Origin of the sequence: Cellulosimicrobium sp. TH-20 (genome assembly GCF_002105775.1) — a bacterium.
Lineage (GTDB): Bacteria > Actinomycetota > Actinomycetes > Actinomycetales > Cellulomonadaceae > Cellulosimicrobium > Cellulosimicrobium funkei.
In genome coordinates this window covers 3449084-3471454 of sequence record NZ_CP020857.1, presented here as the reverse complement: position 1 = coordinate 3471454, position 22371 = coordinate 3449084, and the positions used below count along the sequence as shown (strand labels likewise).

The 22371-nt window shown below is 75.5% G+C and carries 18 protein-coding genes; 10 read left to right on the top strand and 8 right to left on the bottom strand.

From position 1 onward, the window contains the following. Positions 1-32: 32 nt before the first annotated feature. The 6 genes from B8281_RS15440 to B8281_RS15415 all read left to right on the top strand — a co-directional run bounded on the left by B8281_RS15440 (position 33) and on the right by B8281_RS15415 (position 7483). Entirely contained in the window at positions 33-713 is a 681-nt protein-coding gene (locus tag B8281_RS15440) for a single-stranded DNA-binding protein (protein ID WP_051028524.1), read from the top strand. 135 nt (positions 714-848) lie between these two features. After that, a complete protein-coding gene (gene ettA / locus B8281_RS15435) occupies positions 849-2531 on the top strand; it encodes an energy-dependent translational throttle protein EttA (RefSeq protein WP_021483138.1) in 1683 nt (560 codons plus the stop codon). Positions 2532-2672: 141 nt separating this feature from the next. Then, positions 2673-2819, top strand: coding sequence for a hypothetical protein (locus B8281_RS15430; protein WP_157446645.1), 147 nt, complete (start codon positions 2673-2675; stop codon positions 2817-2819). Positions 2820-2962: 143 nt separating this feature from the next. Next, positions 2963-5047 (top strand): GTPase domain-containing protein, encoded by a 2085-nt coding sequence (locus B8281_RS15425; RefSeq protein WP_085388166.1) that lies wholly within the window; start codon positions 2963-2965, stop codon positions 5045-5047. After that, the gene (locus B8281_RS15420) at positions 5044-6798 is read left to right on the top strand and encodes a GTPase (RefSeq protein WP_085388165.1); all 1755 of its coding nucleotides are present in this window, start codon (positions 5044-5046) and stop codon (positions 6796-6798) included. The genes B8281_RS15425 and B8281_RS15420 overlap by 4 nt, the downstream gene beginning before the upstream one ends. A 187-nt stretch (positions 6799-6985) precedes the next feature. After that, positions 6986-7483: a thioesterase family protein gene (locus tag B8281_RS15415; RefSeq protein ID WP_043658693.1), complete on the top strand. Its 498-nt coding sequence runs from the start codon at positions 6986-6988 to the stop codon at positions 7481-7483. A gap of 34 nt (positions 7484-7517) precedes the next feature. On the opposite strand, the gene B8281_RS15410 is transcribed toward B8281_RS15415, so the two are convergent. The 5 genes from B8281_RS15410 to ptsP form a co-directional block, all read right to left on the bottom strand. After that, positions 7518-9098 (bottom strand): SDR family oxidoreductase, encoded by a 1581-nt coding sequence (locus B8281_RS15410; RefSeq protein WP_043658691.1) that lies wholly within the window; start codon positions 9096-9098, stop codon positions 7518-7520. Beyond that, a complete protein-coding gene (locus B8281_RS15405) occupies positions 9095-10084 on the bottom strand; it encodes a DNA topoisomerase IB (RefSeq protein WP_085388164.1) in 990 nt (329 codons plus the stop codon). The genes B8281_RS15410 and B8281_RS15405 overlap by 4 nt, the downstream gene beginning before the upstream one ends. Positions 10085-10117: 33 nt before the next feature. Then, on the bottom strand, positions 10118-10966 hold the full coding sequence (locus B8281_RS15400; protein ID WP_232322803.1) for an acyl-CoA thioesterase II: 849 nt from the start codon (positions 10964-10966) through the stop codon (positions 10118-10120). A 142-nt stretch (positions 10967-11108) separates the two neighbouring features. Beyond that, positions 11109-11540 (bottom strand): globin, encoded by a 432-nt coding sequence (locus B8281_RS15395; RefSeq protein ID WP_044144497.1) that lies wholly within the window; start codon positions 11538-11540, stop codon positions 11109-11111. 117 nt (positions 11541-11657) lie between these two features. Then, positions 11658-13274, bottom strand: a complete 1617-nt coding sequence (gene ptsP / locus B8281_RS15390; protein ID WP_232322802.1) for a phosphoenolpyruvate--protein phosphotransferase — start codon at positions 13272-13274, stop codon at positions 11658-11660. A 331-nt stretch (positions 13275-13605) separates the two neighbouring features. Between ptsP and B8281_RS15385 the strand changes: the two genes are divergently transcribed. Further along, on the top strand, positions 13606-13851 hold the full coding sequence (locus B8281_RS15385) for a glucose PTS transporter subunit EIIB (RefSeq protein ID WP_043658687.1): 246 nt from the start codon (positions 13606-13608) through the stop codon (positions 13849-13851). Positions 13852-13919: 68 nt separating this feature from the next. Here B8281_RS15385 and B8281_RS15380 read toward each other — a convergent pair whose 3' ends face one another. After that, complete coding sequence (locus B8281_RS15380) at positions 13920-15062, bottom strand: mechanosensitive ion channel family protein (protein ID WP_085388807.1); 1143 nt, start codon at positions 15060-15062, stop codon at positions 13920-13922. Between the two features lie 90 nt (positions 15063-15152). Here B8281_RS15380 and malQ point away from each other — a divergent pair, with 90 nt between their 5' ends. After that, positions 15153-17330 carry a 4-alpha-glucanotransferase gene (gene malQ / locus B8281_RS15375; protein ID WP_085388161.1) on the top strand — a complete coding sequence of 726 codons (2178 nt, stop codon included), beginning with the start codon at positions 15153-15155 and terminating at the stop codon, positions 17328-17330. A 169-nt stretch (positions 17331-17499) separates the two neighbouring features. Here the strand turns inward: malQ and pepN are convergent, their stop codons facing one another. Next, positions 17500-20079, bottom strand: coding sequence for an aminopeptidase N (gene pepN, locus B8281_RS15370; protein ID WP_085388160.1), 2580 nt, complete (start codon positions 20077-20079; stop codon positions 17500-17502). Positions 20080-20379: 300 nt separating this feature from the next. Between pepN and B8281_RS15365 the strand changes: the two genes are divergently transcribed. Beyond that, positions 20380-20931, top strand: a complete 552-nt coding sequence (locus B8281_RS15365; protein WP_232322801.1) for a disulfide bond formation protein DsbA — start codon at positions 20380-20382, stop codon at positions 20929-20931. Positions 20932-21050: 119 nt separating this feature from the next. On the opposite strand, the gene B8281_RS15360 is transcribed toward B8281_RS15365, so the two are convergent. Beyond that, on the bottom strand, positions 21051-21395 hold the full coding sequence (locus B8281_RS15360; RefSeq protein ID WP_085388159.1) for a hypothetical protein: 345 nt from the start codon (positions 21393-21395) through the stop codon (positions 21051-21053). Here B8281_RS15360 and B8281_RS15355 point away from each other — a divergent pair. Beyond that, on the top strand, positions 21382-22326 hold the full coding sequence (locus B8281_RS15355; RefSeq protein ID WP_085388158.1) for a hypothetical protein: 945 nt from the start codon (positions 21382-21384) through the stop codon (positions 22324-22326). The genes B8281_RS15360 and B8281_RS15355 overlap by 14 nt on opposite strands. Positions 22327-22371: the final 45 nt, after the last annotated feature.

Sequence of the window (22371 nt, the reverse complement as noted above, 5' to 3'; positions counted from 1 at the left end):
GACCAGCCCGGCCGTCGACCTCAGGAGGAACCATGCCCGGTGACGTCACGGTCACGCTGTCCGGCTTCGTCGCGACCACGCCCACGCTGTTCCGCTCGCAGTCGGGCAACGACTTCACGAGCTTCCGGATCGCCCAGACCCGGCGCTACCTCGACCGCGAGCGCGGCGAGTGGGTCGACGGCCGCACGCTGTGGTTCACGGTCAAGGTGTGGAAGAACACCGCGCGCAACGTCGCGCTCTCGCTCCACAAGGGCGACCCGGTCGTCGTCACGGGCCGGCTCTCGCTCGACGAGTGGGACGGCCCGGACGGCCCGCGCACGAGCCTCGTCGTCGAGGCGACGGCGCTCGGCCCCGACCTCACGCTCGGCGAGGCGCGGTTCACCCGCACGGTGCACCGCCGCGACGACGACGCCACGCGCCGCACCGAGGGCGGCCCCGCCGACGCGGTCGACGGCGTCCCACCCGCTGCGGCCGGCACGCTCGACCCGAGCGGCGTGCCTGACGCCGCGGGTGGGGGCGAGGCGGGCGCGGGGCCGGGCGCCGGCGGCGGTGAGCTCGATCCGGGTGATCCCGTGCGCGAGGAGCCCCCGGCCGACGACCCCTGGGCGACGGCGGACGTCGCGGCGGCGCTGGGCGGGGAGCCCGACGCGTCGGGCGCCCGTGCGCCGCGTGCTCGCACCGCCCGGAAGGGGAGCGCGACGGCGGCCGCCTGAGCCGTGGGACGGGGCGGCGTCGTGACCTTCGACCGGTCGCGGCGCCGTCGGGCGCGTCCCGGCGGCCCGACCGCGTAGGCTGAGTGGTCGACGAATCCCGTACCTCTCCCGACCGAAACGGTGGAACGACAGGCTGTGGCTGAGTTCATCTACTCCATGTACAAGGCGCGCAAGGCGCACGGAGACAAGGTCATCCTCGACGACGTCTCCCTGAACTTCCTGCCCGGCGCCAAGATCGGCGTCGTGGGCCCCAACGGCGCCGGGAAGTCCACGATCCTCAAGATCATGGCCGGCCTGGACACGCCGTCGAACGGTGAGGCGCGGCTCTCCCCGGGGTACAGCGTCGGCATCCTGCTCCAGGAGCCGCCGCTCAACGAGGAGAAGACGGTGCTCGGCAACGTCCAGGAGGCCGTGGCCGACATCCTCGCCAAGAAGCAGCGCTTCGACGAGATCTCCGCGCTCATGGCGGAGCCCGACGCGGACTTCGACGCGCTCCTCGCCGAGATGGGCACGCTCCAGGAGGCGATCGACGCCGCCGACGCGTGGGATCTCGACTCGCAGCTCGAGCAGGCGATGGACGCGCTGCGCTGCCCGCCGCCGGACGCCGACGTGTCGGTGCTCTCCGGTGGTGAGCGACGCCGCGTCGCGCTGTGCAAGCTCCTGCTCGAGAAGCCGGACCTGCTGCTGCTCGACGAGCCCACGAACCACCTGGACGCCGAGTCCGTGCTCTGGCTCGAGCAGCACCTCGCGACGTACCCGGGCGCGATCCTCGCCGTCACGCACGACCGCTACTTCCTCGACCACGTCGCGGAGTGGATCTGCGAGGTCGACCGCGGGCGCCTCTACCCGTACGAGGGCAACTACTCGACGTACCTGGAGAAGAAGCAGGAGCGTCTGCAGGTCCAGGGCAAGAAGGACGCCAAGCTCGCCAAGCGCCTGAAGGACGAGCTCGAGTGGGTCCGCTCGAACGCGAAGGGCCGCCAGACCAAGTCGAAGGCGCGTCTCGCCCGCTACGAGGAGATGGCTGCTGAGGCCGAGCGCACGAGGAAGCTCGACTTCGAGGAGATCCAGATCCCGCCGGGCCCGCGCCTGGGCAACCTGGTCCTCGAGGCGTCGAACCTCCAGAAGGGCTTCGACGGCCGCCAGCTCATCGACGGCCTCAGCTTCACGCTGCCGCGCAACGGCATCGTCGGCGTCATCGGCCCGAACGGCGTCGGCAAGACGACGCTGTTCAAGACGATCGTCGGGCTCGAGCCGCTGGACGGCGGCGAGCTCAAGGTCGGCGAGACCGTGTCGATCTCCTACGTCGACCAGTCGCGCGGCGGCATCGACCCGAAGAAGACGCTGTGGGAGGTCGTGTCCGACGGCCTCGACTTCATCAAGGTCGGCAACGTCGAGATCCCGTCGCGCGCGTACGTCGCGTCGTTCGGGTTCAAGGGCCCGGACCAGCAGAAGCCCGCGGGCGTCCTGTCCGGTGGTGAGCGCAACCGCCTCAACCTCGCGCTGACGCTCAAGCAGGGCGGCAACCTCCTGCTGCTCGACGAGCCGACGAACGACCTCGACGTCGAGACCCTGGGCTCGCTCGAGAACGCGCTGCTCGAGTTCCCCGGCTGCGCCGTCGTGGTGTCCCACGACCGGTGGTTCCTCGACCGCGTGGCGACCCACATCCTCGCGTACGAGGGCACCGAGGAGAACCCGGCGAGCTGGTACTGGTTCGAGGGCAACTTCGCCTCCTACGAGGAGAACAAGGTGGAGCGTCTCGGCGCGGAGGCGGCCCGTCCGCACCGCGTGACGTACCGCAAGCTCACGCGCGACTGACCACCGTCGTCGCACGGCTCGGCCACGACGCCGGGCGGGACCCGTTCCCGCCCGGCGTCGGCGCGTCCGGGCCCGTCCTGGCCGCCGCCCGAGGAGGTGCTGGGGCGTCACCCTCTGCCGCGCGACGTCGAGCCCGACGCCGTGACCTCCTACCTCGCCGCGCTGACCGGCTACTTCCTCAAGTCCTCGCTCGACCCGGCGCCGCCGGGCATCCCGCACCTGCGCGCGTTCCAGCGGGCGCAGGCCGAGGTCGGGGTCGCGTGGCTCCGGCACCGCCTGGGGGAGTGACCCTCCGCGAGACCGGCTCGTGCGGTCGCGGTCGACCCTCGCAGGGGCGGTCTCGACCCTTGCGCGTCGATGTCGGGGGGTGCGGGGACGGTCCTCTCGTGTCCCATCGGGCCTGGCCAGCGGCATTCCGGCAGACTGACGGGATGACGGCCAGCGGTGACTCCGGAGACGACGCGGTCCGTCCGGACGCGCCGACCCCCGACGGCACGCGCCCCGACGGACCGCGCGCCGGCGGGGTCGCGGCGAGCGCCTCGGCGACCACGGGGCTCGTCGAAGCGCTGGAGATCCTGCGGGGGCGGCTCGCCGCCACGCGGCTCCCGCTCGACCTGCCCGGCGCGGCGCTCGCGCGCGAGGACCTCGGCCTCGCGGTCCACCAGCTCGACGACTACCTGCTGCCCCGGCTGCGCTCGCACGCGGCGCCGCTGCTCGTCGTCGTCGGCGGGTCGACCGGAGCGGGGAAGTCGACGCTCGTGAACTCGCTCCTCGGCGAGCACGTCTCAGCGCCCGGCGTGCTGCGCCCGACGACGCGCGCGCCCGTCCTCGTCCACCACCCGCTCGACGAGCGCTGGTTCTCGACCGACCGCGTGCTGCCCGGGCTCGCGCGCGTGAGCGAGCACGGCACCCGGTCCGCCGCCCCCGGCACCCCGACCGGCACCGCGACCGGTCCCGGTACCGGGACCAGGCCCGGCGAGCCCGCCACGCCGCCCGACCCGACGCGCACGCTGCGCCTCGTCGCGAGCGACGCGCTGCCGCAGGGCCTCGCGCTCGTGGACGCGCCCGACGTCGACTCCGTGGAGACGGCGAACCGCGAGCTCGCCGCGCAGCTCCTCGCCGCGGCCGACCTGTGGCTGTTCGTCACGACAGCCGCCCGCTACGCCGACGCCGTCCCGTGGGACCTCCTGCACCGTGCCGCCGAGCGCCGCGCGCAGGTCGCGATGGTCCTCGACCGGGTCGACCCGGGCACCGAGGCCGTCGCGGACGACCTGCGCCGGATGATGGACGAGAACGGCCTCGACGCCGCGACGCTCTTCGTCGTGGGGGAGTCCGAGCTCGTCGACGGCTTCCTCCCCGAGCGGGCGGTCGCCGCGGTGGCGTCGTGGCTCTCCGCGCTGGGTGCGGACGGCGACGAGCGGGACCGGGTCGCGACCGCGACGCGCGACGGGGTCGTGGACGACCTCGTGCGCCGGGCGGTCCTCGTGGCGGGCGCGGCCGACGCGCAGGCGGCGTCGGACGCGCGCCTGCGCGGCGTCGTCGAGCGCGCGTACGACGAGGCGGCGACGACCGTGGACGCCGCGACGAGCGACGGCGCGCTGCTGCGCGGCGAGGTGCTCGCGCGCTGGCAGGACTTCGTGGGCACGAGCGAGCTGTTCCGCTCCGTCGAGCAGGGCGTCGGCCGGGTCCGCGACGCGCTCGCGGCGTTCTTCCGCGGGCGTCCGGCGCAGGCGCCGCAGGTCGAGCAGGCGATCGCGCACGGGCTGGAGGCGGTGATCCTGGACGCGACGGACGTCGCGGCCGAGCGCGCCTACGGCGGGTGGCGCGCGGACCCCGCGGGGTCGGCCCTGCTCGACGGGCTCGACCTGGCGCGGTCGTCCGCGGGCGTGCGGGCGCGCGTCGCGGAGGAGATCCGGGGCTGGCAGTCCGACGTCCTCGACCTCGTGCGCGAGCAGGGTGCGGGCAAGCGCGGCGCCGCGCGGGCGCTGTCCTTCGGGATCAACGGGCTGGGGCTGAGCCTCATGGTCGTCGTGTTCGCCTCGACCGGCGGCCTGACGGGCGCCGAGGTCGGGATCGCGGGCGGGACGGCGATCCTCGCGCAGAAGCTCCTGGAGGCCGTGTTCGGCGACGACGCGGTGCGGCGCCTCACGCGGACCGCGCGCGAGCGGCTCGCGGAGCGGGTGCGCGTGGTGCTCGACGACGAGTCGCTGCGCTACACCGCGCAGCTCGACGCCCTCGGGACGGCCGACGCCGACGAGACCGCCCGCTCGGTCCTCGAGGCGGCGCGCGCGGTCGAGGCCGCGGCCCGGGTCGAGCGGTCCGCACGCCCCGCCGTCGCGGCCGGTGCGGACGGCGGCCGGACCGCCGTGGGTCGGCACGCCGCGCGTCTCCTGCGCGGCGCGGGGTGGACCCCGCCGCCTCCGGACGAGTCCGCGGTCGCGCCGGGGGACGAGGCGGCAGAGCCGGCCCGGCGGCCGGGGTTCTGGCGCCGCCTGCTGGGGGGTGAGCAGGCATGACGATCGACCTCGCGGCGCGCACGACCGCGCTGGAGACCGCCGTGCGCGCGGGGGAGGGGCGCGTCGACGCCGACCTGCTCGCCGACGCGCGGACCGTCGTCGCCCGCGCGCGCGAGCGGGCCGGGCTGTCGGCCGACCACACCGTCGTCGCGCTCGCGGGTGCGACCGGCTCCGGCAAGTCGTCGGTGTTCAACGCGCTCGCGGGCACCGAGCTCGCGACGGTCGGGGTGCAGCGGCCCACGACGTCCCACCCGCTCGCCGCGGTGTGGGGCGCGTCGGGACCCGCCGCCGGCCCGGCGGGACCGGCCGCCCTCCTCGACTGGCTCGAGGTGCGGCGACGGCACGAGATGGGCACCCCGCTCACCTCCGGGGACCCGGGCGACGCGCGCGCGGGCGGCGGCCTGCGCGCGCTCCTGCGCGGTCGCCGCGCGGGCGAGCTGACGAGCGGCCTCGTGCTGCTCGACCTGCCCGACCACGACTCGGTCGTCGTCGAGCACCGCGTGCGCGCGGAACGCCTCGTCGAGCGCGCCGACCTGCTCGTGTGGGTCGTCGACCCGCAGAAGTACGCGGACGCCGCGCTGCACGAGCGCTACCTGCGCCCGCTCGCGGGGCACGGGTCGGTCGTCGTCCTCGTGCTCAACCAGGTGGACCGGCTCACGCCCGCCGACGCCGACGCGTGCCTCGCCGACCTGCGCCGGCTCGCGGCCGAGGACGGGCTCGCCGACGCGCGCGTGCTCGGTGTCTCGGCCCGCACCGGCCAGGGCCTGGACGAGCTGCGGGGGCTGCTCGCGGACGCCGCGGCCCGGCGTCGTGCGTCCAACGACCGGCTCGCGGCCGACGTGCGCGCGGTCGCGCGCCGCGTCGCGGCGGCGTGCGGGGAGCCCGTCCCGGAGCGCGCGGCGCGACGGGCACGTGACGGCCTCGTCGACGCCCTGGAGGCCGCGGCGGGCGTCCCGACGGTCGTCGCCGCCGTGCGCGGCTCGGCCGTGCGGGACGCGCGCGCCGCGACGGGCTGGCCCGTGACGCGCTGGGTCGGCCGGTTCCGGCCCGACCCGCTGCGCCGCATCGGGCTGCGCACCGGGCCCGCCCCGGGCTCGGCGCGCGCGCGGGCGGCGAAGGAGCTGGGCACGGCCGAGACCGCGAGCCGGCCCGAGCTCGCGCGGACCTCGCTCCCGGCGGTCGGTGCCGCGCTGCGGGCCGGCGCGCAGACGGCGGTGCGCGACTACGCGGCCGAGGCCACCGCGGGCGTGCCGGACGACTGGGCGCTCGCCGTGCGCCGTCGGGCGTCCGAGGGCGCGGCGGACCTCGCCGACGCGCTCGACCAGGCCGTCGCGGGGACCGAGCTCGAGGCGGCCCGCCGTCCGGTGTGGTGGCGCGTCGTCGGCGCGTTCCAGTGGCTCGTGCTCGCGGCGCTCGTCGTGGGCCTGCTGTGGCTCGCCGCGCTGTGGGGGTTCACCTACCTGCGCCTGCCCGAGCCGCCGACGCCGGTCCTCACGCTCGGCGGCCCGGGCGCCCCGGAGCTGCCGTGGCCGACGCTGCTCGCCCTCGGCGGGATCGTCGTGGGCGTGCTCGTCGCGCTCGTCTCGCGCGCCGCGGCCGCGGTGGGCGGACGACGGCGGGCGGCGCGCGCCCGACGGCGGCTGCGCGACGCCGTCGGCCAGGTGGCCGACCGACTCGTGCGGCTCCCCGTGGGCGAGGAGCTCTCCGCGCTAGCGAGCTGCCGCGCCGCGGCTCTCGTCGCCGCGTCCTGACCGTCCGACCTCCAGTCGCCGAGCACGAGGTTGCTGTCGTCCTGGGCGCCAGGACGACGGCAACCTCGTGCTCGGCGCGGAGGAGCCTCGTGGTCGGCGGGCCGGTGGAGAATGGACCCGGTCCGGTGACCGGGGCACCTGTCCCGCCGGTCGCGCCGGGCCGCACCGTCGAGCGAGAGGACCCTCCATGACCCGTCTGCACGTCCCCGTCTCCCTGCGGTGGTCGGACCTCGACGCGTACGCGCACGTCAACAACGTCGAGATGTTCCGCCTGCTGGAGGACGCCCGCATCACCGCGTTCTGGACCCACCCGGACGCGGGCGAGGACGCCTGGCCGACGGCCGTCCTGGAGACCGGCCCCCACGCGACGAGCCACACGCTCGTCGCGCGCCAGGAGATCGAGTACCTGCGCCCGCTCGGCTTCACGCGCACGCCCGTCCGCGTCGAGCTGTGGATCGGGCACCTCGGCGGGGCCAGCCTGGAGGTCTGCTACGAGGTGCACGACGGCGCAGCGCGCTTCGAGCGTACCGGCCCCACCTCGGGCGGCGCCCCGTACGCGAAGGCCGCGACGACGATCGTCGTGGTCGACGCCGCGACGGGCTCGCCCCGGCGCATCAGCGAGGCCGAGCGCGCCGCGTGGGAGCCGTTCGTCGAGGAACCGCTGACGTTCCGCCGCCGCCGCTGAGCCCCCGGAGCGGCGGCGTGCGTCGCCGCTCCGGTCAGCCCGGCTCTCGGTCGTCCCGCGGCCGGTCCGCGGAGGGGCGACCGCTGCGCGCGGCGCGCTCGGCGGCCTCGGCGACGTTGCGCTGCATCCCGCCGAACACCACGCCGTGGAACGGCTTGACGGCCCACCAGTAGAGCTGGCCCGCGAGCCCGTGCGGGTGGAACAGCGCGCGCTGCGCGAAGTAGGTCCGGCCCGGCCCGCTGGCGTCCTCCGGCGAGGGACCCGGCGCGTCGGGGTCCGTCGCGTCGGGGAGCTCGGCCGCCGCCTCGTCGACGCGCAGCTCGAGCCACGCGAGGCCCGGGAGCCGCATCTCGGCACGCAGCAGGAGCCGGCGCCCGGGCTCGATCGCCTCGACGCGCCACCAGTCGAGCTCGTCGTCCACGCGGAGGTAGCGCTCGTCGCGCCGGCCGCGGCGCAGGCCCGGCCCGCCGACGACCCGGTCCATGAGGCCCCGCACGCGCCACGCGAGCGACCACGAGTACCAGCCGCCCTGCCCGCCGATCTCCTCGATCACGCGCCAGAGCACCTCGCGCGGCGCGTCCACGACGGTGCGGCGCTCGTCCACGTAGAGCGAGCCGCCCGCCCAGTCCGGGTCGCTCGGCAGCGGGTCCGACGGCGCCCCGGGCACCGACGCGGACGACCAGCGCGTCGTGACCTCGCCGTCGTGGATGCGCTCGAGCGCGAGCTCGACGGCCCGGTCGAACCCGATGAGCCCTTCGGGCGGGTCGGGCACGTACTGCGCGATGTCGTGCTCGTGGCACACGACCTCGTGCTGGAGCGACTCGACGAGGGGTCGGGCGATGCCGCTCGGCACGGGCGTGACGAGCCCGACCCAGTGCGACGACAGCCGGGGCGTGAGCACCGGCACGCTGACGATGCGCCGCCGGGGGAGGTTCGCCACGCGCGCGTACCGCTGCATCATGTCGCGGTAGGTGAGCACGTCGGGGCCGCCGATGTCGAAGCCGCGCGACACGTCGTCGGGCATCGAGGCCGAGCCGACGAGGTAGCGCAGCACGTCGCGGATCGCGATCGGCTGGATGCGGTTGTCGACCCACTTCGGGGTCGTCATGGCCGGGAGCCGCTCGGTGAGGTACCGCATCATCTCGAACGACGCCGAGCCCGAGCCGAGGATGACCGCGGCGCGCAGGACCGTCGTCGGGACGCCCGACGCGAGCAGGATCTCCCCGACCTCCTTGCGCGACGCGAGGTGCGGCGACAGCTCGCCCTCCGGCACGTCGGGGAACAGCCCGCCGAGGTAGACGATGCGCCGCACGCCGGCCTCGCGCGCCGCGCGCGCGAACGTCAGCGCGGTGCGCCGGTCGCGGACCTCGAACGTGCGCCCGGTGCCGAGCGAGTGCACGAGGTAGTACGCCACGTCGGCGCCCTCGAGCGCCGCCCGGATCTGGTCCAGGTCGCTCGCGTCCGCCTCGACGAGCTCGACGTCGTCCGCCCACTCGCGGCCCGCGAGCCGCTCGGGGTGCCGGGCGAGCGCACGGACCTCGAAGCCGGCGCGGAGCAGCTCGGGCACGAGCCGCCCGCCGACGTACCCGGTGACCCCGGTGACCGCGGCCCTCATCCGAGGAGCTCCAGGACCTCGCGCTCGGCGCGCGTCTGCGAGCGCGTCGACCCGATGGTCTCGCCCCGCTCCCACAGGTCGAACAGCCGCGGGTCGATGTACGACGACCGCGCCACGGCGGGCGTGTTCCCGAGCTCCTCCGCGACGTCCTTGACGACCCCCGTGACGACCCGGCGCCGGGCGCGATCGGACGCGGGCGCCGTGCCGGCGTCGGCCAGGGCACGCGCCGCGAGCACCGTCGCGTGCCACGTGCGGAAGTCCTTGGGCGTCGCGTCGTCGCCCAGGCGCTCCTTGATGCCGGCCTGGACGTCGGCGCTCGTGACGTCGTGCCACACCGCGCTGCCGGTCGCGTCCGCGTCGCGCCACGCGAGCAGCTCGACGCCGCCCCGGCGTCGCTTGAGCGTCGTCACGAGCTCGGCGACCACCGGGTCCTCGACGACCACGTCACGCACCTGGCCCGACTTCGCCGGGTAGTGGAAGTGCACGCTCCCGTCGCGGCGGACGCGCGCGTGCTCCTTGCGGATCGTGGCGAGGCCGTAGCTGTTGTTCTGCTTCGCGTAGATCTCGCCGCCCGCCCGGAAGTACGCGAGGTCGAGCAGCCGGAACGCGAGCGCCAGCACCTTCTCGCGCGGCATGCCGGGGAGCTCGAGCTCGCGCGCGACCCGGCGCCGGGCGGCAGGCAGGCGACGGCCGACGTCGAGCACGTGGTCGTGCTTGCGGCGGGCCCGCCGCACCTGCCACTGCTCGTGGTAGAGGTACTGGCCGCGCCCGGCGACGTCCCGGCCGAACGCCTGGATGTGCCCGTTGGGGTACCGGCAGATCCAGACGTCGGACCACGCGGGCGGGACGGCGAGGCGCTCGCAGCGCGCGACCTCCTCCTCGTCGGCCAGGGGCAGGCCCTCGACGTCGAGGAACACCCACGCGTCGCCCTTCGGGCGGCGGGTGTACCCCGGCGAGGTCACGGTCACGCGGCGCAGTCGCACCAGGACAGTGTCGGGCCGACGCGCGTCCGTCGCCCGTCAGAGCGCGGGGAGGCGGACCATTCCCTCCTGGGCGATCGACGCGACGAGCGTGCCGTCCTGCGCGAACACCCGCGCGGCGCCGAGCCCGCGGCCGCCCTGGGCGCTCGGGGCCGACTGCACGTAGAGCAGCCACTCGTCCACGCGCACGTCGCGGTGCCACCACATCGCGTGGTCGAGGCTCGCGATCGACATGTCGGGCGTGACCCAGCTCGTGCCCGCCTGGCGCAGGATCGGCTCGAGCATGACCTGGTCGCACGCGTACGCCATGAGCGCTCGGTGCAGCAGCTGGTCGTCGCCGACGTCGCCCCGCGCCCGCATCCACACCATCTGGTGGTCCTTGGGCTCGTGGTCCGGGTGCAGGTAGAGCGACCCGCCCACGTGCCGCAGCTCGAACGCCGAGTGGTGCGACCAGAACCGCGCGATGGGGTGGTCGATGCCGCCGAGCACGTCGAGCGCGGACGGCACCTCCTCGGGGGCCGGGGCGTCGGGCATCTCGGACGCGTGCTCGATGCCGCCCTGCTCCTCCTGGAACGAGGAGATCATCGACAGGATCGGCTTGCCGTGCTGGATCGCGTGCGTCCGGCGGGCGCTGAACGAACGCCCGTCGCGCAGCCGCTCGACCGCGAAGTCGATCGGCACGTCGAGGCCGCCGGGTCGCAGGAAGTACCCGTGCAGGGAGTGGGGGAGCCGGCCCTCGGGGACCGTGCGGCCCGCGGCGAGGACCGCCTGCGCGAGCACCTGCCCGCCGTAGACGCGGCCCGTCGGCTGGTGCACGGAGACCCCGCGGAAGTGCTCCGGGTCGGCGGCCGACCCGTCGCCGTCGCCGACCCGCTCGAGGCGCAGCACGTCGAGGAGGTGGTTCAGCGGGTTCGGGACCTGCTCGCGCGGGGCGGCGTCCGACGTCGGGCCGGGGGAGGCCGAGGAGGTCGACGGCGGGGTGGGCTCGGGGGTCACGGGTGGGGGCTCCTTCGCTCGGGCGGCGGGTCGGTCAGTCCTCGAAGGTGTTGAGGAGGGAGTGCGCCGCGCGCTCCAGATAGTCCCACAGCGTCGCCTCCTGGATCGGCGGCAGGTCCAGGGTGTCGACGGCGGCGCGCATGTGCGCGAGCCAGCGGTCGCGCGCGTCGGGGTTGACCTTGAAGGGCGCGTGCCGCATGCGCAGGCGCGGGTGGCCGCGCTGCTCGCTGTACGTCGTCGGGCCGCCCCAGTACTGCTCGAGGAACGCGGTGAGCCGCCAGCGCGCCGGGCCGAGGTCCTCCTCGGGGTACATGGGCCGCATGACCGGGTCGTCCGCGACGCCCTCGTAGAACGCGTCGACGAGGCGCACGAACGTCTCGTGCCCGCCGACCTCGTCGTAGAACGTGCGGCTCGGGCGGACCGGCGCGGTCGCGCCCGCGGGGCCGGCCGGCGCGCCGTTCGACAGTCCGGCGACGGGCAGCGTCGGGCGGGGGGTGGGCTCGGTCGTCACCGGCCCATCATCGCACCGGCGGCGGCGCGCTCCCGAGCCCGGAGCCGCCGCCCGGGGCGGTCCGGGCGCACGTCACAGCCCGAGCTCGGCGAGCACCGGCAGGTTCTCGCGCACGACGGCGCGCGCCTGGGCCGCGCTCTCCGCGTCGACCGCGAGGCGCGCGAGCCGGCGGCACTCGTCGACGTCGACCTCGCGCAGGAGCGCCGCGACGTCGGGGATCGCACGCGCTGTCATGGACAGCGACGACACCCCGAGCCCGACGAGCACGACGGCGAGCACCGGCTGGGACGCCGCCTCGCCGCACACGCCCACGGGCCGGCCCTGCTGGGCCCCGCCCGCGCACGTCGCCTCGACGAGCCGGAGCACGGCGGGCTGCCACGGGTCGCTCAGCTCCGCGAGCGACCCGAGGAGGCGGTCCGCGGCCATCGTGTACTGCGTGAGGTCGTTGGTGCCGATCGACGCGAACGCCGCGCGCGCGAGGATCGGCCCGGAGAGCAGGGCGGCGCTCGGGACCTCGACCATGACGCCCGCCACGTCGAGGCCGTGCGCGCGGCAGCGCTCGACGAACCACTCGGTCTCCCCGACGGTCGAGACCATGGGCGCCATGACCCACACCTCGGCCTCCTCGGCCGCGGCGGCCTGCGCGATCGCGTCGAGCTGCTGCTCGAGCAGCTCCGGCCAGCGCGCGGCGGTGCGCAGCCCGCGCACGCCGAGCGCCGGGTTCTCCTCGTCGTCGACGGTGAGGAAGTGCAGCGGCTTGTCCGCGCCGGAGTCGAGGGTGCGGATCACGACCTTGCGCCCGCCGAACTCGCGGAAGACGGTGCGGTAGGCGGCGACCTGCTCCTCGACCGTCGGCGGCTGCTCGCGGTCGAGGAAGCAGAACTCGGAGCGGAACAGCCCGACGCCCTCGGCGCCGGACGCGGCCGCCGCCGCGGCGCCCGCCGGGTCGCCGACGTTCGCGAGGAGCTGCACCCGGTGCCCGTCGCGCGTGCGGCCCGTGCCGTCGAACGTGCGCACCTGCTGCGAGCGGGCCCGCGCCGCGGCCACCTGCTCGGGCGACGGGTGCACGACGACCGTCCCGGCCGCGCCGTCGACCAGCACGACGTCCTCCGGTGCGAGCGCCGCGCTCGCTCCCGTGGCCGCGACGACCGCGGGGATGCCCTTGGCGTTCGCGACGATCGCGGTGTGCGACGTCGGCCCGGCGCTGTCGGTGACGATCGCCAGCACGCGCGCGGGGTCGAGCGCGGCCGTGGCCGACGGCGCGAGGTCGTACGCGACGAGGACGAACGGCTCGGTGTGCTCGGGCACCCCGGGCGCGGGACGGTCGGTGAGGGCCGCGACGAGCCGGTCGCGGACGTCTGCGACGTCGCGGGCGCGCTCGGCGAAGTACCCGCCGAGCTCGGTGAACTGCCGCACGACCTCCTCCGCGGCCTCCCACACCGCGCGCTCGGGGACGAGGTGCTCGTCGAGCACGCGGCGCCGCGCGTCGGCCGCGAGCGTGGGGTCGGCCGCCATGGCCGCCGTCGCCTCGAGGACGTCGCGCGCGTCGCCGTCGGCGGCGTCCGCGGCGCGCTGGAGGTCGCCCGCGACCTGCTCCGCCGCGGCGTCGACGCGCCGCGCCTGCGCCTCGTGGTCCTCGCGCGGGCCCATGCGCAGCCCCGGTGCCGGCTCGTCGATCGCCTCCGGCATGAGCACCACCGGCCCGACGACCGTGCCGGGGCACACGCCGATGCCCGTGATGACCTGCCGTGCCTCGTCCTCGGTTCCGCCCGTCACGACCCTCGCTCCTCGTCCGCCTCGGGCGTGCGACCCGGGTGCCCGGGCCGGTGCGCACGCGTGCCCGTCACGGTCCGACCGCCAGGCCGCCGTGCACGTCCCTGTTGCGGGGGCGTTGCGGGGCCGCGTCGATCCGGTGACAACCTCGCCAGGAGACTAGGCTGTTCCCAGGTGCTCGGCACCCCGACACCCCGGATCCCCCGCGCGGATCCCCACCCGCGACTCGCCTCAGGAGACACTTTCGATGAGCACCCCCTCGGACCAGAAGGCACAGAACATCCTCGACGCCCTCGGGGGTCAGGGCAACGTGGTCGACCTCGAGCCGTGCATCACGCGCCTGCGCGTCGAGGTCACGGACCCGCAGCTCGTCGACGAGGCGCGCCTCAAGGCGACGGGCGCGTTCGGCGTCGTGCGCTCGGGCCGCGTCGTCCAGGTCATCGTCGGCCCGGAGGCCGACAACCTCGCCGCGGAGCTCGACGGCCTGCGCTGAGTCCCCCCGGGTCCCTCCGTACGGAGGGACCGGCGCCGTCGTGGTCGTGCCCGACGGCGCCACGCGGCTCAGGACGCCGGGCCGCCCGCCACGTCCTGCACCACGGTCGCCGCGGCGGCGCCGCGCCTCTCGCGGGCCGCCTGCGCGGACCGGTCACCCGTGTCGTCGGGACGGTCGTCGGGCCGCGCGTCGGTTCGGTCGTCGGCCCGGTCGTCGGGCAGCGACGGCGAGTGGTCGAGGACGACCACCTGCTGCGCCCCGGCCAGCGGGACGCGGGCGTCGGACAGCGACTGCCGGACGCGCGAGCGCAGCGCGCGCGCCACCTCCCACTGCATCGCGGCCTGCGTCTTGACCTGCACCCTGAGCTGCAGCGCCTCGGCCGTCATGGCCTCGATGCCCGTGACCTCGGGCGGCTCGAGGAAGTACGTGCCGAGCACCGGGTCGCTCCCGACCTCCTCCGCGGCCGCGAGCAGCGCCGCGCGCACGGCCTCGACGTCGGCCCAGTACGCGACGCGCACGTCCACCACCGCGCGACCCCACTCCTGGGTCTTGTTGCCCGTCCGCAGGATCTCGCCGTTGCGGACGAACCACAGCGTGCCGTTGCCGTCGCGGACCTTCGTCACGCGCAGCGCGACCTCCTCGACGGTGCCCGTGACCTCGCCGAAGTCGACCGTGTCCCCGACGCCGTACTGGTCCTCGAGGAGCATGAACGTGCCCGAGAGGAAGTCCTTCACGAGGCTCTGCGCGCCGAAGCCCAGCGCGACGCCCGCGATGCCGGCCGACGCGAGGAACGGCGCGATGTTCACGCCGAGCTCGGTGAGCACCATGAGCACGATCGTCGCGCCGATGACGATGTTCGCGGTCGAGCGCAGCACCGAGCCCACGGTCCGCGCCCGCTGGGCCCGGCGGGCGCTCGCGAGCGGGTTCGCGCGCAGCAGCACGCTGCCGACCTCGGAGCCACCGAGGCCCTTGAGCCGCTTGCCGCGGAGCGTGGGCGTGCCCTCGGCGATGTGCTCGGAGACGCGGCGGATGAGCCGGCGCACGACCGCGAGGACGAGCGCCCCGATCACGACGATGAGCAGCACGCGCAGCGGGAGGCCGACGAACCACTCGAACCAGTCGTCGGGGTTGCTCGCGTCGAAGCCGTTGGCGAGCTCCTCCGGGACCTCCGCGGGCGCGCGCACGGCAGGAGCGAGAAGGGGGAGGGACATGCGGGCAGGGTACCCGGGGCACATGAGAGCGACCCGGGCACGCCGGGCGATCGTCCTGCCCGCAAGGCCCTGGTCTGGCAGGATGCAGGCGTGAGCGAACCCCCGCAGACGGACCTGCCCGAGCCGTTGGTGCAGCTGGCCGACGCCCACGGTGTCGCGTCCGACTTCTGGGACTTCGACGGGACGCGCCGCCAGGTCCGGGCCTCGACCCTCGTCGCCGTGCTGGAGGCCCTCGGCGTCCCCGCGTCGTCCCCGGAGAAGGTCGCCGTCAGCCTCGAGCACTCGCGCGACGACGCGTGGCGGCAGATGCTGCCCCCGACCGTCGTCGTCCGGCAGGGCGACGCCGTGCCGGTCCCCGTGCACGTGCAGGACGGCGCCGCCGTCGACGTCTGGGTCGAGCTCGAGGCGGAGCAGGGCCGCTCCGGCGTCGCCGGGCACCACGCCGCGCGCGCCCCCCGGGAGCGCCGCCACCTCGGCCAGCTCGACGTGTTCGTCGAGCCGCGCACCGTCGACGGCCGGCGCGTCGGCCGCGCGACGTTCGAGATCCCGGCCGACCTGCCCCTCGGGTGGCACGACCTGCACGCCGAGAGCGACGGCGCCCACGCGCGCGCGACGCTCGTCGTGACGCCGCAGCGGCTCGAGCTGCCCGCCGCCGTCGCGGAACGGCGCGCGTGGGGCTTCATGGCCCAGCTGTACTCGGTGCGCTCGCGCGCGTCGTGGGGCGTCGGCGACCTGGCCGACCTCGCCGACCTCGCCTGGCTCGCCGCGCACGAGGCCGGCGCGGACTTCGTCCTCGTCAACCCGCTGCACGCCGCCGAGCCGCGCACGCCGATGACGCCCTCGCCCTACCTCCCGACGAGCCGCCGCTTCGTCAACCCGCTGTACATCAGGGTCGAGGACATCCGCGAGACGGGGTACCTGTCCGCGGCCGACCGCTCGCTGGTCGAGTGGGCGTTCGACCCGGTGCGCGACCTCGACACCGACCCCGGTCCCATCGACCGCGACGCCGCGTGGGAGGCCAAGAAGGCGGCGCTGGAGGTCGTGTTCACCGCGCCCCGGTCCACCGCCCGCCAGGCGTCGCTCGACGCGTTCCGCGCCGAGCAGGGCAAGGGGCTCGAGGACTTCGCCACGTGGTGCGCGCTCGCCGACCACTACGGCGACCGGGACTGGCCGCCCGGCGCGTCCGACCCGAACGGCCCGACCGTCGCGGCGCTGCGCGAGCAGCTCGCCGACCGCGTCGAGTTCTACTGCTGGCTCCAGTGGGTCGCCGACGAGCAGCTCCGCGTCGCGCAGCGCACCGCGCGCGAGGCGGGCATGTCGGTGGGGATCATGCACGACCTCGCGGTCGGCGTGCACCCCGAGGGCGCCGACGTCTGGTCGCACCGCGGCGTGCTCGCCACCGGGGTGTCCGTCGGGGCGCCGCCGGACATGTACAACCAGCAGGGCCAGAACTGGTCCCAGCCGCCGTGGCACCCGCGGGCGCTCGCGCGGGCCGGGTACGCCCCGTACCGCGACATGCTGCGCACCGTCCTGCGGCACGCGGGCGCGATCCGGATCGACCACGTCATCGGCCTGTTCCGGCTGTGGTGGATCCCGGGCGGGGCGCGTGCCGACGCGGGCGCGTACGTCCGCTACGACCACGAGGCCCTCGTCGGCATCCTGTGCCTCGAGGCGCACCGCGCGGGCGCGATGGTCATCGGCGAGGACCTCGGCGTGTTCGAACCCTGGGTCCGTGACTACCTCGCGGACCGCGGCGTCCTCGGCACGTCCGTCCTGTGGTTCGAGAAGACCGACGACGGCCGTCCGCTGCCCCCGGAGGACTACCGGCGCCTCGCGCTCGCGACCGTCACGACGCACGACCTGCCGCCCACGGCGGGTTACCTCGCGGGCGAGCACGTCGAGCTGCGGGACCGTCTGGGCGTGCTCACGGAGGACGTCGCCGACGTGCGGCGGGCCGCGCGCGCCGAGCGGGACGCGATGATCGCGTTCCTGCGCGAGCGGTCGCTCGTGGGCGAGGACCCGTCCGAGCGCGAGCTCGTCGAGGCCCTGCACCGCCTCGTCCGCAGCACCCCGGCGGTGCTGCTCGGCGTCTCGCTGGCCGACGCCGTGGGGGAGCGCCGCTCGCAGAACCAGCCGGGCACGGACCAGGAGTACCCGAACTGGAAGGTGCCCCTCGGCGACTCGTCGGGCAACCTCGTCCTGCTCGAGGACCTTTTCGACTCCGCCCGCCTGCGCTCTCTCGCCAAGGCGATGAACGACTCCCTCTGACCGGCCGAGCAGGCCGTCCTGGCCCGTCCCGCTCGCCGCACGCGCCGGGATCGCCTGCTCGCCGCGCCGGTACCACCTGGTCGCGGACCCGCGCGGGACGACGAGCGCCGGGCCGCTCCGTCGGACGGAGCGACCCGGCGCGCGGTCGTGAGGGGTGCTGACCGAGGGGTCAGGCGTCGGCGGCCTGGGCCGCGAGGGCGCGCTCGACGCCGGCGAGGTTCTCCACCACGAGCCGGCGCAGCGCCGGGGCGGCGTCGGCGTTGGCGTCGAGCCACTCCTGCGTCGCGTCGCGCAGCACGGTGCTCGCGAGCGGGGCCGGGTAGAGGCCCGTGACGAGCGCCTCGGCGATGTGGTACGACCGCTGGTCCCACAGGGGGAGCAGCGCGTCGAAGTACGCGCCGACGAGCGGGGCGAGCGACTCGGGGTCGTTGACGTGCTGGAAACCGAGCGTGGTGGCGCGGACGATCGCGTTGGGGGCGTCGTCCGAGCCGACGAGGCGGTCGAACGCGGCGCGCTTCGCCGCGGCGGTGGGCACCGTCGCGCGGGCCCGCGCGGCGGACTGCTGGCCCGTCGCGGTCGAGTCGGCGTCGAGCGTCGCCTCGATCTCGGCGTCGTCCGCGAGGTCGAGCAGGACGAGCCCCTCGAGGATCTCCCAGCGCAGGTCGGTGTCGATCTCGAGCCCGTCGAGGGCAGCGGAGCCGTCGAGCAGCGACCGGAGCGCCTCGCCGTGCGCGGGCGTCGACGCGAGGTGCGCGAAGAACTTCACGAGCTGGAACTGCAGGTCCGAGCCGGGGGCCGCGTCCTGCGCGAGCGACCAGAGCACGTCGCCGACGTGCGCGAGCGTCTCCTCGCGGCGCTCCGGGGCCACGTACGTCTTCGCGGCGAGCGCGAGCTGGTTGAGGGTGGTGCGGATCGTCGTCGACTCGGTCTCGCGGGCGATGTTGCCCAGCACGAGGCGCACGTAGTCGCTGGCCGGCGTCTCGCCGTCGCGCGTCGCGTCCCACGCGGAGCCCCAGACGAGCGAGCGGGCCAGCGGGTCGGCGAGGTCCGCGAGGTGCTCGGTCGCGACCTGGAGGGACGCGGGGTCGAGGCGGATCTTCGCGTACGCGAGGTCGTCGTCGTTGAGCAGGACGAGCTGCGGGCGGTCGAGGCCGAGCAGCTCGGGGATCTCGGTGCGCGGCCCGGCCACGTCGACCTCGGTGCGGTGCACGCGCGTGAGCACGCCGTCAACGAGGTCGTAGAAGCCGATCCCGAGCCGGTGCGGACGCAGCGTCGGGTGGTCGGCCGCCGCCGTCTGCACCACGGAGAACGTGGTGAAGCGGCCGTGGGCGTCGAGGTCGAACTCGGGCCGCAGGGTGTTCACGCCCGCGGTCTCGAGCCACAGCGCGGACCACTCGGTGAGGTCGCGGCCGCTCGTGGCCTCGAGCTCGACGAGCAGGTCGCGCAGCTCGGTGTTGCCCCACGCGTGCTTGCGGAAGTACGCCGCGACGCCGGCGAGGAACTGCTCCTTGCCGACCCACGCGACGAGCTGCTTGAGCACCGACGCGCCCTTGGCGTAGGTGATGCCGTCGAAGTTGACGAACACGTCCTCGAGGTCGTTGATCGTCGCGACGATGGGGTGCGTGGAGGGCAGCTGGTCCTGGCGATAGGCCCAGGACTTCTCCATCGCGGCGAACGTCGTCCACGCCTCGCGCCACTCGGTCGCCTCGGCGGTCGCGAGCGTCGACGCGTACTCCGCGAACGACTCGTTGAGCCACAGGTCGTTCCACCACTTCATGGTCACGAGGTCGCCGAACCACATGTGCGCGAGCTCGTGGAGGATGGTCACGACGCGACGCTCCTTGACGGCGTCGGTGACCTTGGACCGGAACACGTACGTCTCGGTGAACGTCACGCACCCGGCGTTCTCCATCGCGCCCATGTTGTACTCGGGCACGAAGAGCTGGTCGTACTTGTCGAACGGGTACGGGTGCTCGAACGCGGACTCGAAGAACGCGAAGCCCTCGCGCGTCTTGTCGAACACGTAGTCGGCGTCCATGTGGTCGGCGAGCGACGCGCGGCAGAAGACCCCGAGCGGGATCGTGCGGCCGTCGGACGACGTGAGCTCGCTGCGCTCCACGACGTACGGCCCCGCGACGAGCGCGGTGATGTACGACGAGATGCGCGGCGTCGGCTCGAACGCCCAGCGCGCGACCTCGACGTCGCCGGCGCCCGTGCCGGTCGGGTCGGCCTTCGTGCCGAGCGCCTCGGGCGCGGGCGTCGGCTGGTTGCTCACGACCTCCCACGCCGCGGGCGCGGTGACCGTGAACGCGAACGTCGCCTTGAGGTCGGGCTGCTCGAAGACGGCGAACACGCGCCGCGAGTCCGGGACCTCGAACTGCGTGTAGAGGTAGACCTCGCCGTCGACCGGGTCGACGAACCGGTGCAGGCCCTCGCCCGTGTTGGTGTACGCGCAGTCGGCGACGACGCGCAGCTCGTTGTCGGCCGCGAGGCCGTCGAGCGCGATGCGCGAGTCGGCGAACACCTGCGCCGGGTCGAGCGCACGGCCGTTGAGCACGACCTCGCGCACGGTCGGCGCGACGAGGTCGACGAACGTGCTCGCGCCCTCGGTCGCGGTGAACCGCACCACGGTCGTCGACGCGAACGTCGTCGCCCCCGTCGTGAGGTCGAGGTCGACCTCGTAGGACTGGATGTCGACGATCGCCGCGCGCTCGCTCGCCTCGGCGCGGGTGAGGTTCTCTCCGGGCACTGCATCTCCTCGGTCTCGTGGTCGGGCCGGTCGGCCTCGACGGCGGCCTGTGGGCCACGGACGATCATCCCACGCGTGCCCGCGCCCGCTCCCGGGAATACGCTGCGGTCGCGCGGTGTCGGAACGGGGTGGGGACGCCGTCGGCCCGGCCGCCGCGCCCCGGCGACCCGGACCCCGGGCGCGCCCGACGACGAAGGAGACCGCCCCGTGACGCTCACCGCGACGACCGACCCCACCGCTACCGAGGACGACCTGCGCGTCGCCGACTTCTGGTTCGACCCCGTGTGCCCGTGGGCGTGGATGACGAGCCGCTGGATGGGCGAGGTCGAGCAGGTGCGCGACGTCACCGTCCGCTGGCACGTGATGAGCCTCGCGGTGCTCAACGAGGGCCGCGACCTGCCGGAGGAGTACCGCGAGCTCATGGCGAAGGCGTGGGGCCCGGTGCGCGTGGTCACCGCCGCGCGCGTCGAGCACGGCGAGGATGTCGTCAAGCCCCTCTACGACGCGATCGGGACGCGCCTGCACCCGGGCGGCCGCACCGACTACGACGCGGTGCTGCTCGAGGCGCTCGCGGAGGTGGGCCTGCCCGCGTCGCTCGCCGACGCCGCGGGCTCCGACGCCTACGACGAGCAGCTGCGCGCGTCGCACGCCGAGGGCATCGGTCGCGTCGGCGAGGACGTCGGGACGCCCGTCGTCGCGTTCGGCGGGACGGCGTTCTTCGGTCCCGTCGTGACGCCCGCGCCGAAGGGCGAGGCCGCCGGGCGGCTGTGGGACGGGTGCGTCCTGGTCGCGAGCACGCCGGGCTTCTTCGAGCTCAAGCGCACGCGCACCCAGGGTCCGGTCTTCGACTGACGTCGGGCACGGCGCCGCCGTCGCGCGGACGCCGTGCGGACGTCGTGCAGACCCCGGGGGCGAGGGCGTCGTGGGGCTCCCGGGGTTCGACCGGTGCGGGTGGCTCGTGCCATGCTTCGTCAGTTCGCGGGCGGTGTCAGGAGCGCCCGCCGCCCGGTCGCGCCGGGCGAGTCCGCCGAGGAAGCCCGCGAGGAGCCGAGCATGTCCCCGAACGCACCCGTGCCACCGCCGCCGCCGCCCCCCGGCGGCGTCCCGGGGGCCGCGGTCGGTCGTGACGACGCCCAGCCGACCACGGCGTTCGCCCCCGTGCCCGCGCACGCGACCTCGGGGCCGCCCTCGTTCGCCCCGACGAGCGGCCCGACGGCCCAGGCGCCGCGCGCGACGCCCGCGGACGGCCAGCCGACCGTCGTCGCGTCGGCGGCGTCCTTCCAGGCGACGACGGTCCAGCACGTGACGCCGATCACCCAGCTCCCGACGGCCGCGCAGCCCGCGGTCCCGGCGCCCTCGCCGTCACCGGTGCCGCCGCAGCGCGTGCGCTACGCGACCGAGCAGAACGGGTTCGGCGTCGCGGCCCCGGTCGGGACGGCCGCGGGCCGTCCCGGCTACGCGCCGGGTGACACGGCAGCCGGTCACGCCGCGGCCGGTCCGTACGCGGGCGGGACGGCGGCGTACGAGCCGACCGCCCAGCCCGCCTACGCGGCCGCCACGCCGCCCGCGCAGCAGCCCGCCTACCACCCGCCGGCCTCGGCAGCCCCGGCCGCCGCCGCCCCGCGAGCCTCGTCGGGAGGGACGGGCGCCCCGTCCGGCCCGTCGACCGGTCGGCGCGACGGGCGCGGCGGGGACGGCGGCGGTCGCGGCTCGAACCGGCTGGGCGCGGGGTGGATCGCGTTCATCGTCGTCGACGCGCTGCTCGTCCTCGGGGCGATCGTCTTCGCGATCTCGCTGCTCGGCGGCGGCGACGAGGAACCGCTCGGCGGGGCGTCGACGTCCCCGGCGGCGACCGCCACGGACGGTGCCGAGGAGCCGGCGCCTGCCGAGCCCACGGTGTCCGAGACGTTCGCGTCGGAGTCGCGGAACATCACGTGCGAGGTGACCGACGTCAGCGCGACGTGCGTGATCGCCCAGCTCGGCACGCAGCCCGCCCCGGTGGACGGGTGCGACGGCACGGTCGGCTACAAGGTCGTCCTGGACGCCGACGGCAGCGTCGACCAGCCGTGCGTGCCCGCGGCCGAGCAGCCGCAGCCCGCGCCGGGGGACACCGCGATCCTCGACTACGGCACCTCCAAGACGGTCGGCCCCTTCACGTGCGACAGCGCCGAGACCGGCATGACGTGCCGCGACGACGCCACGGGCAAGGGCTTTACGATCGCGCGCGCGGGCATCCGGACGCTCTGACCGGCCCGACCACCACGCAGGAGGGCCCGCGGCGGGACGACCCGC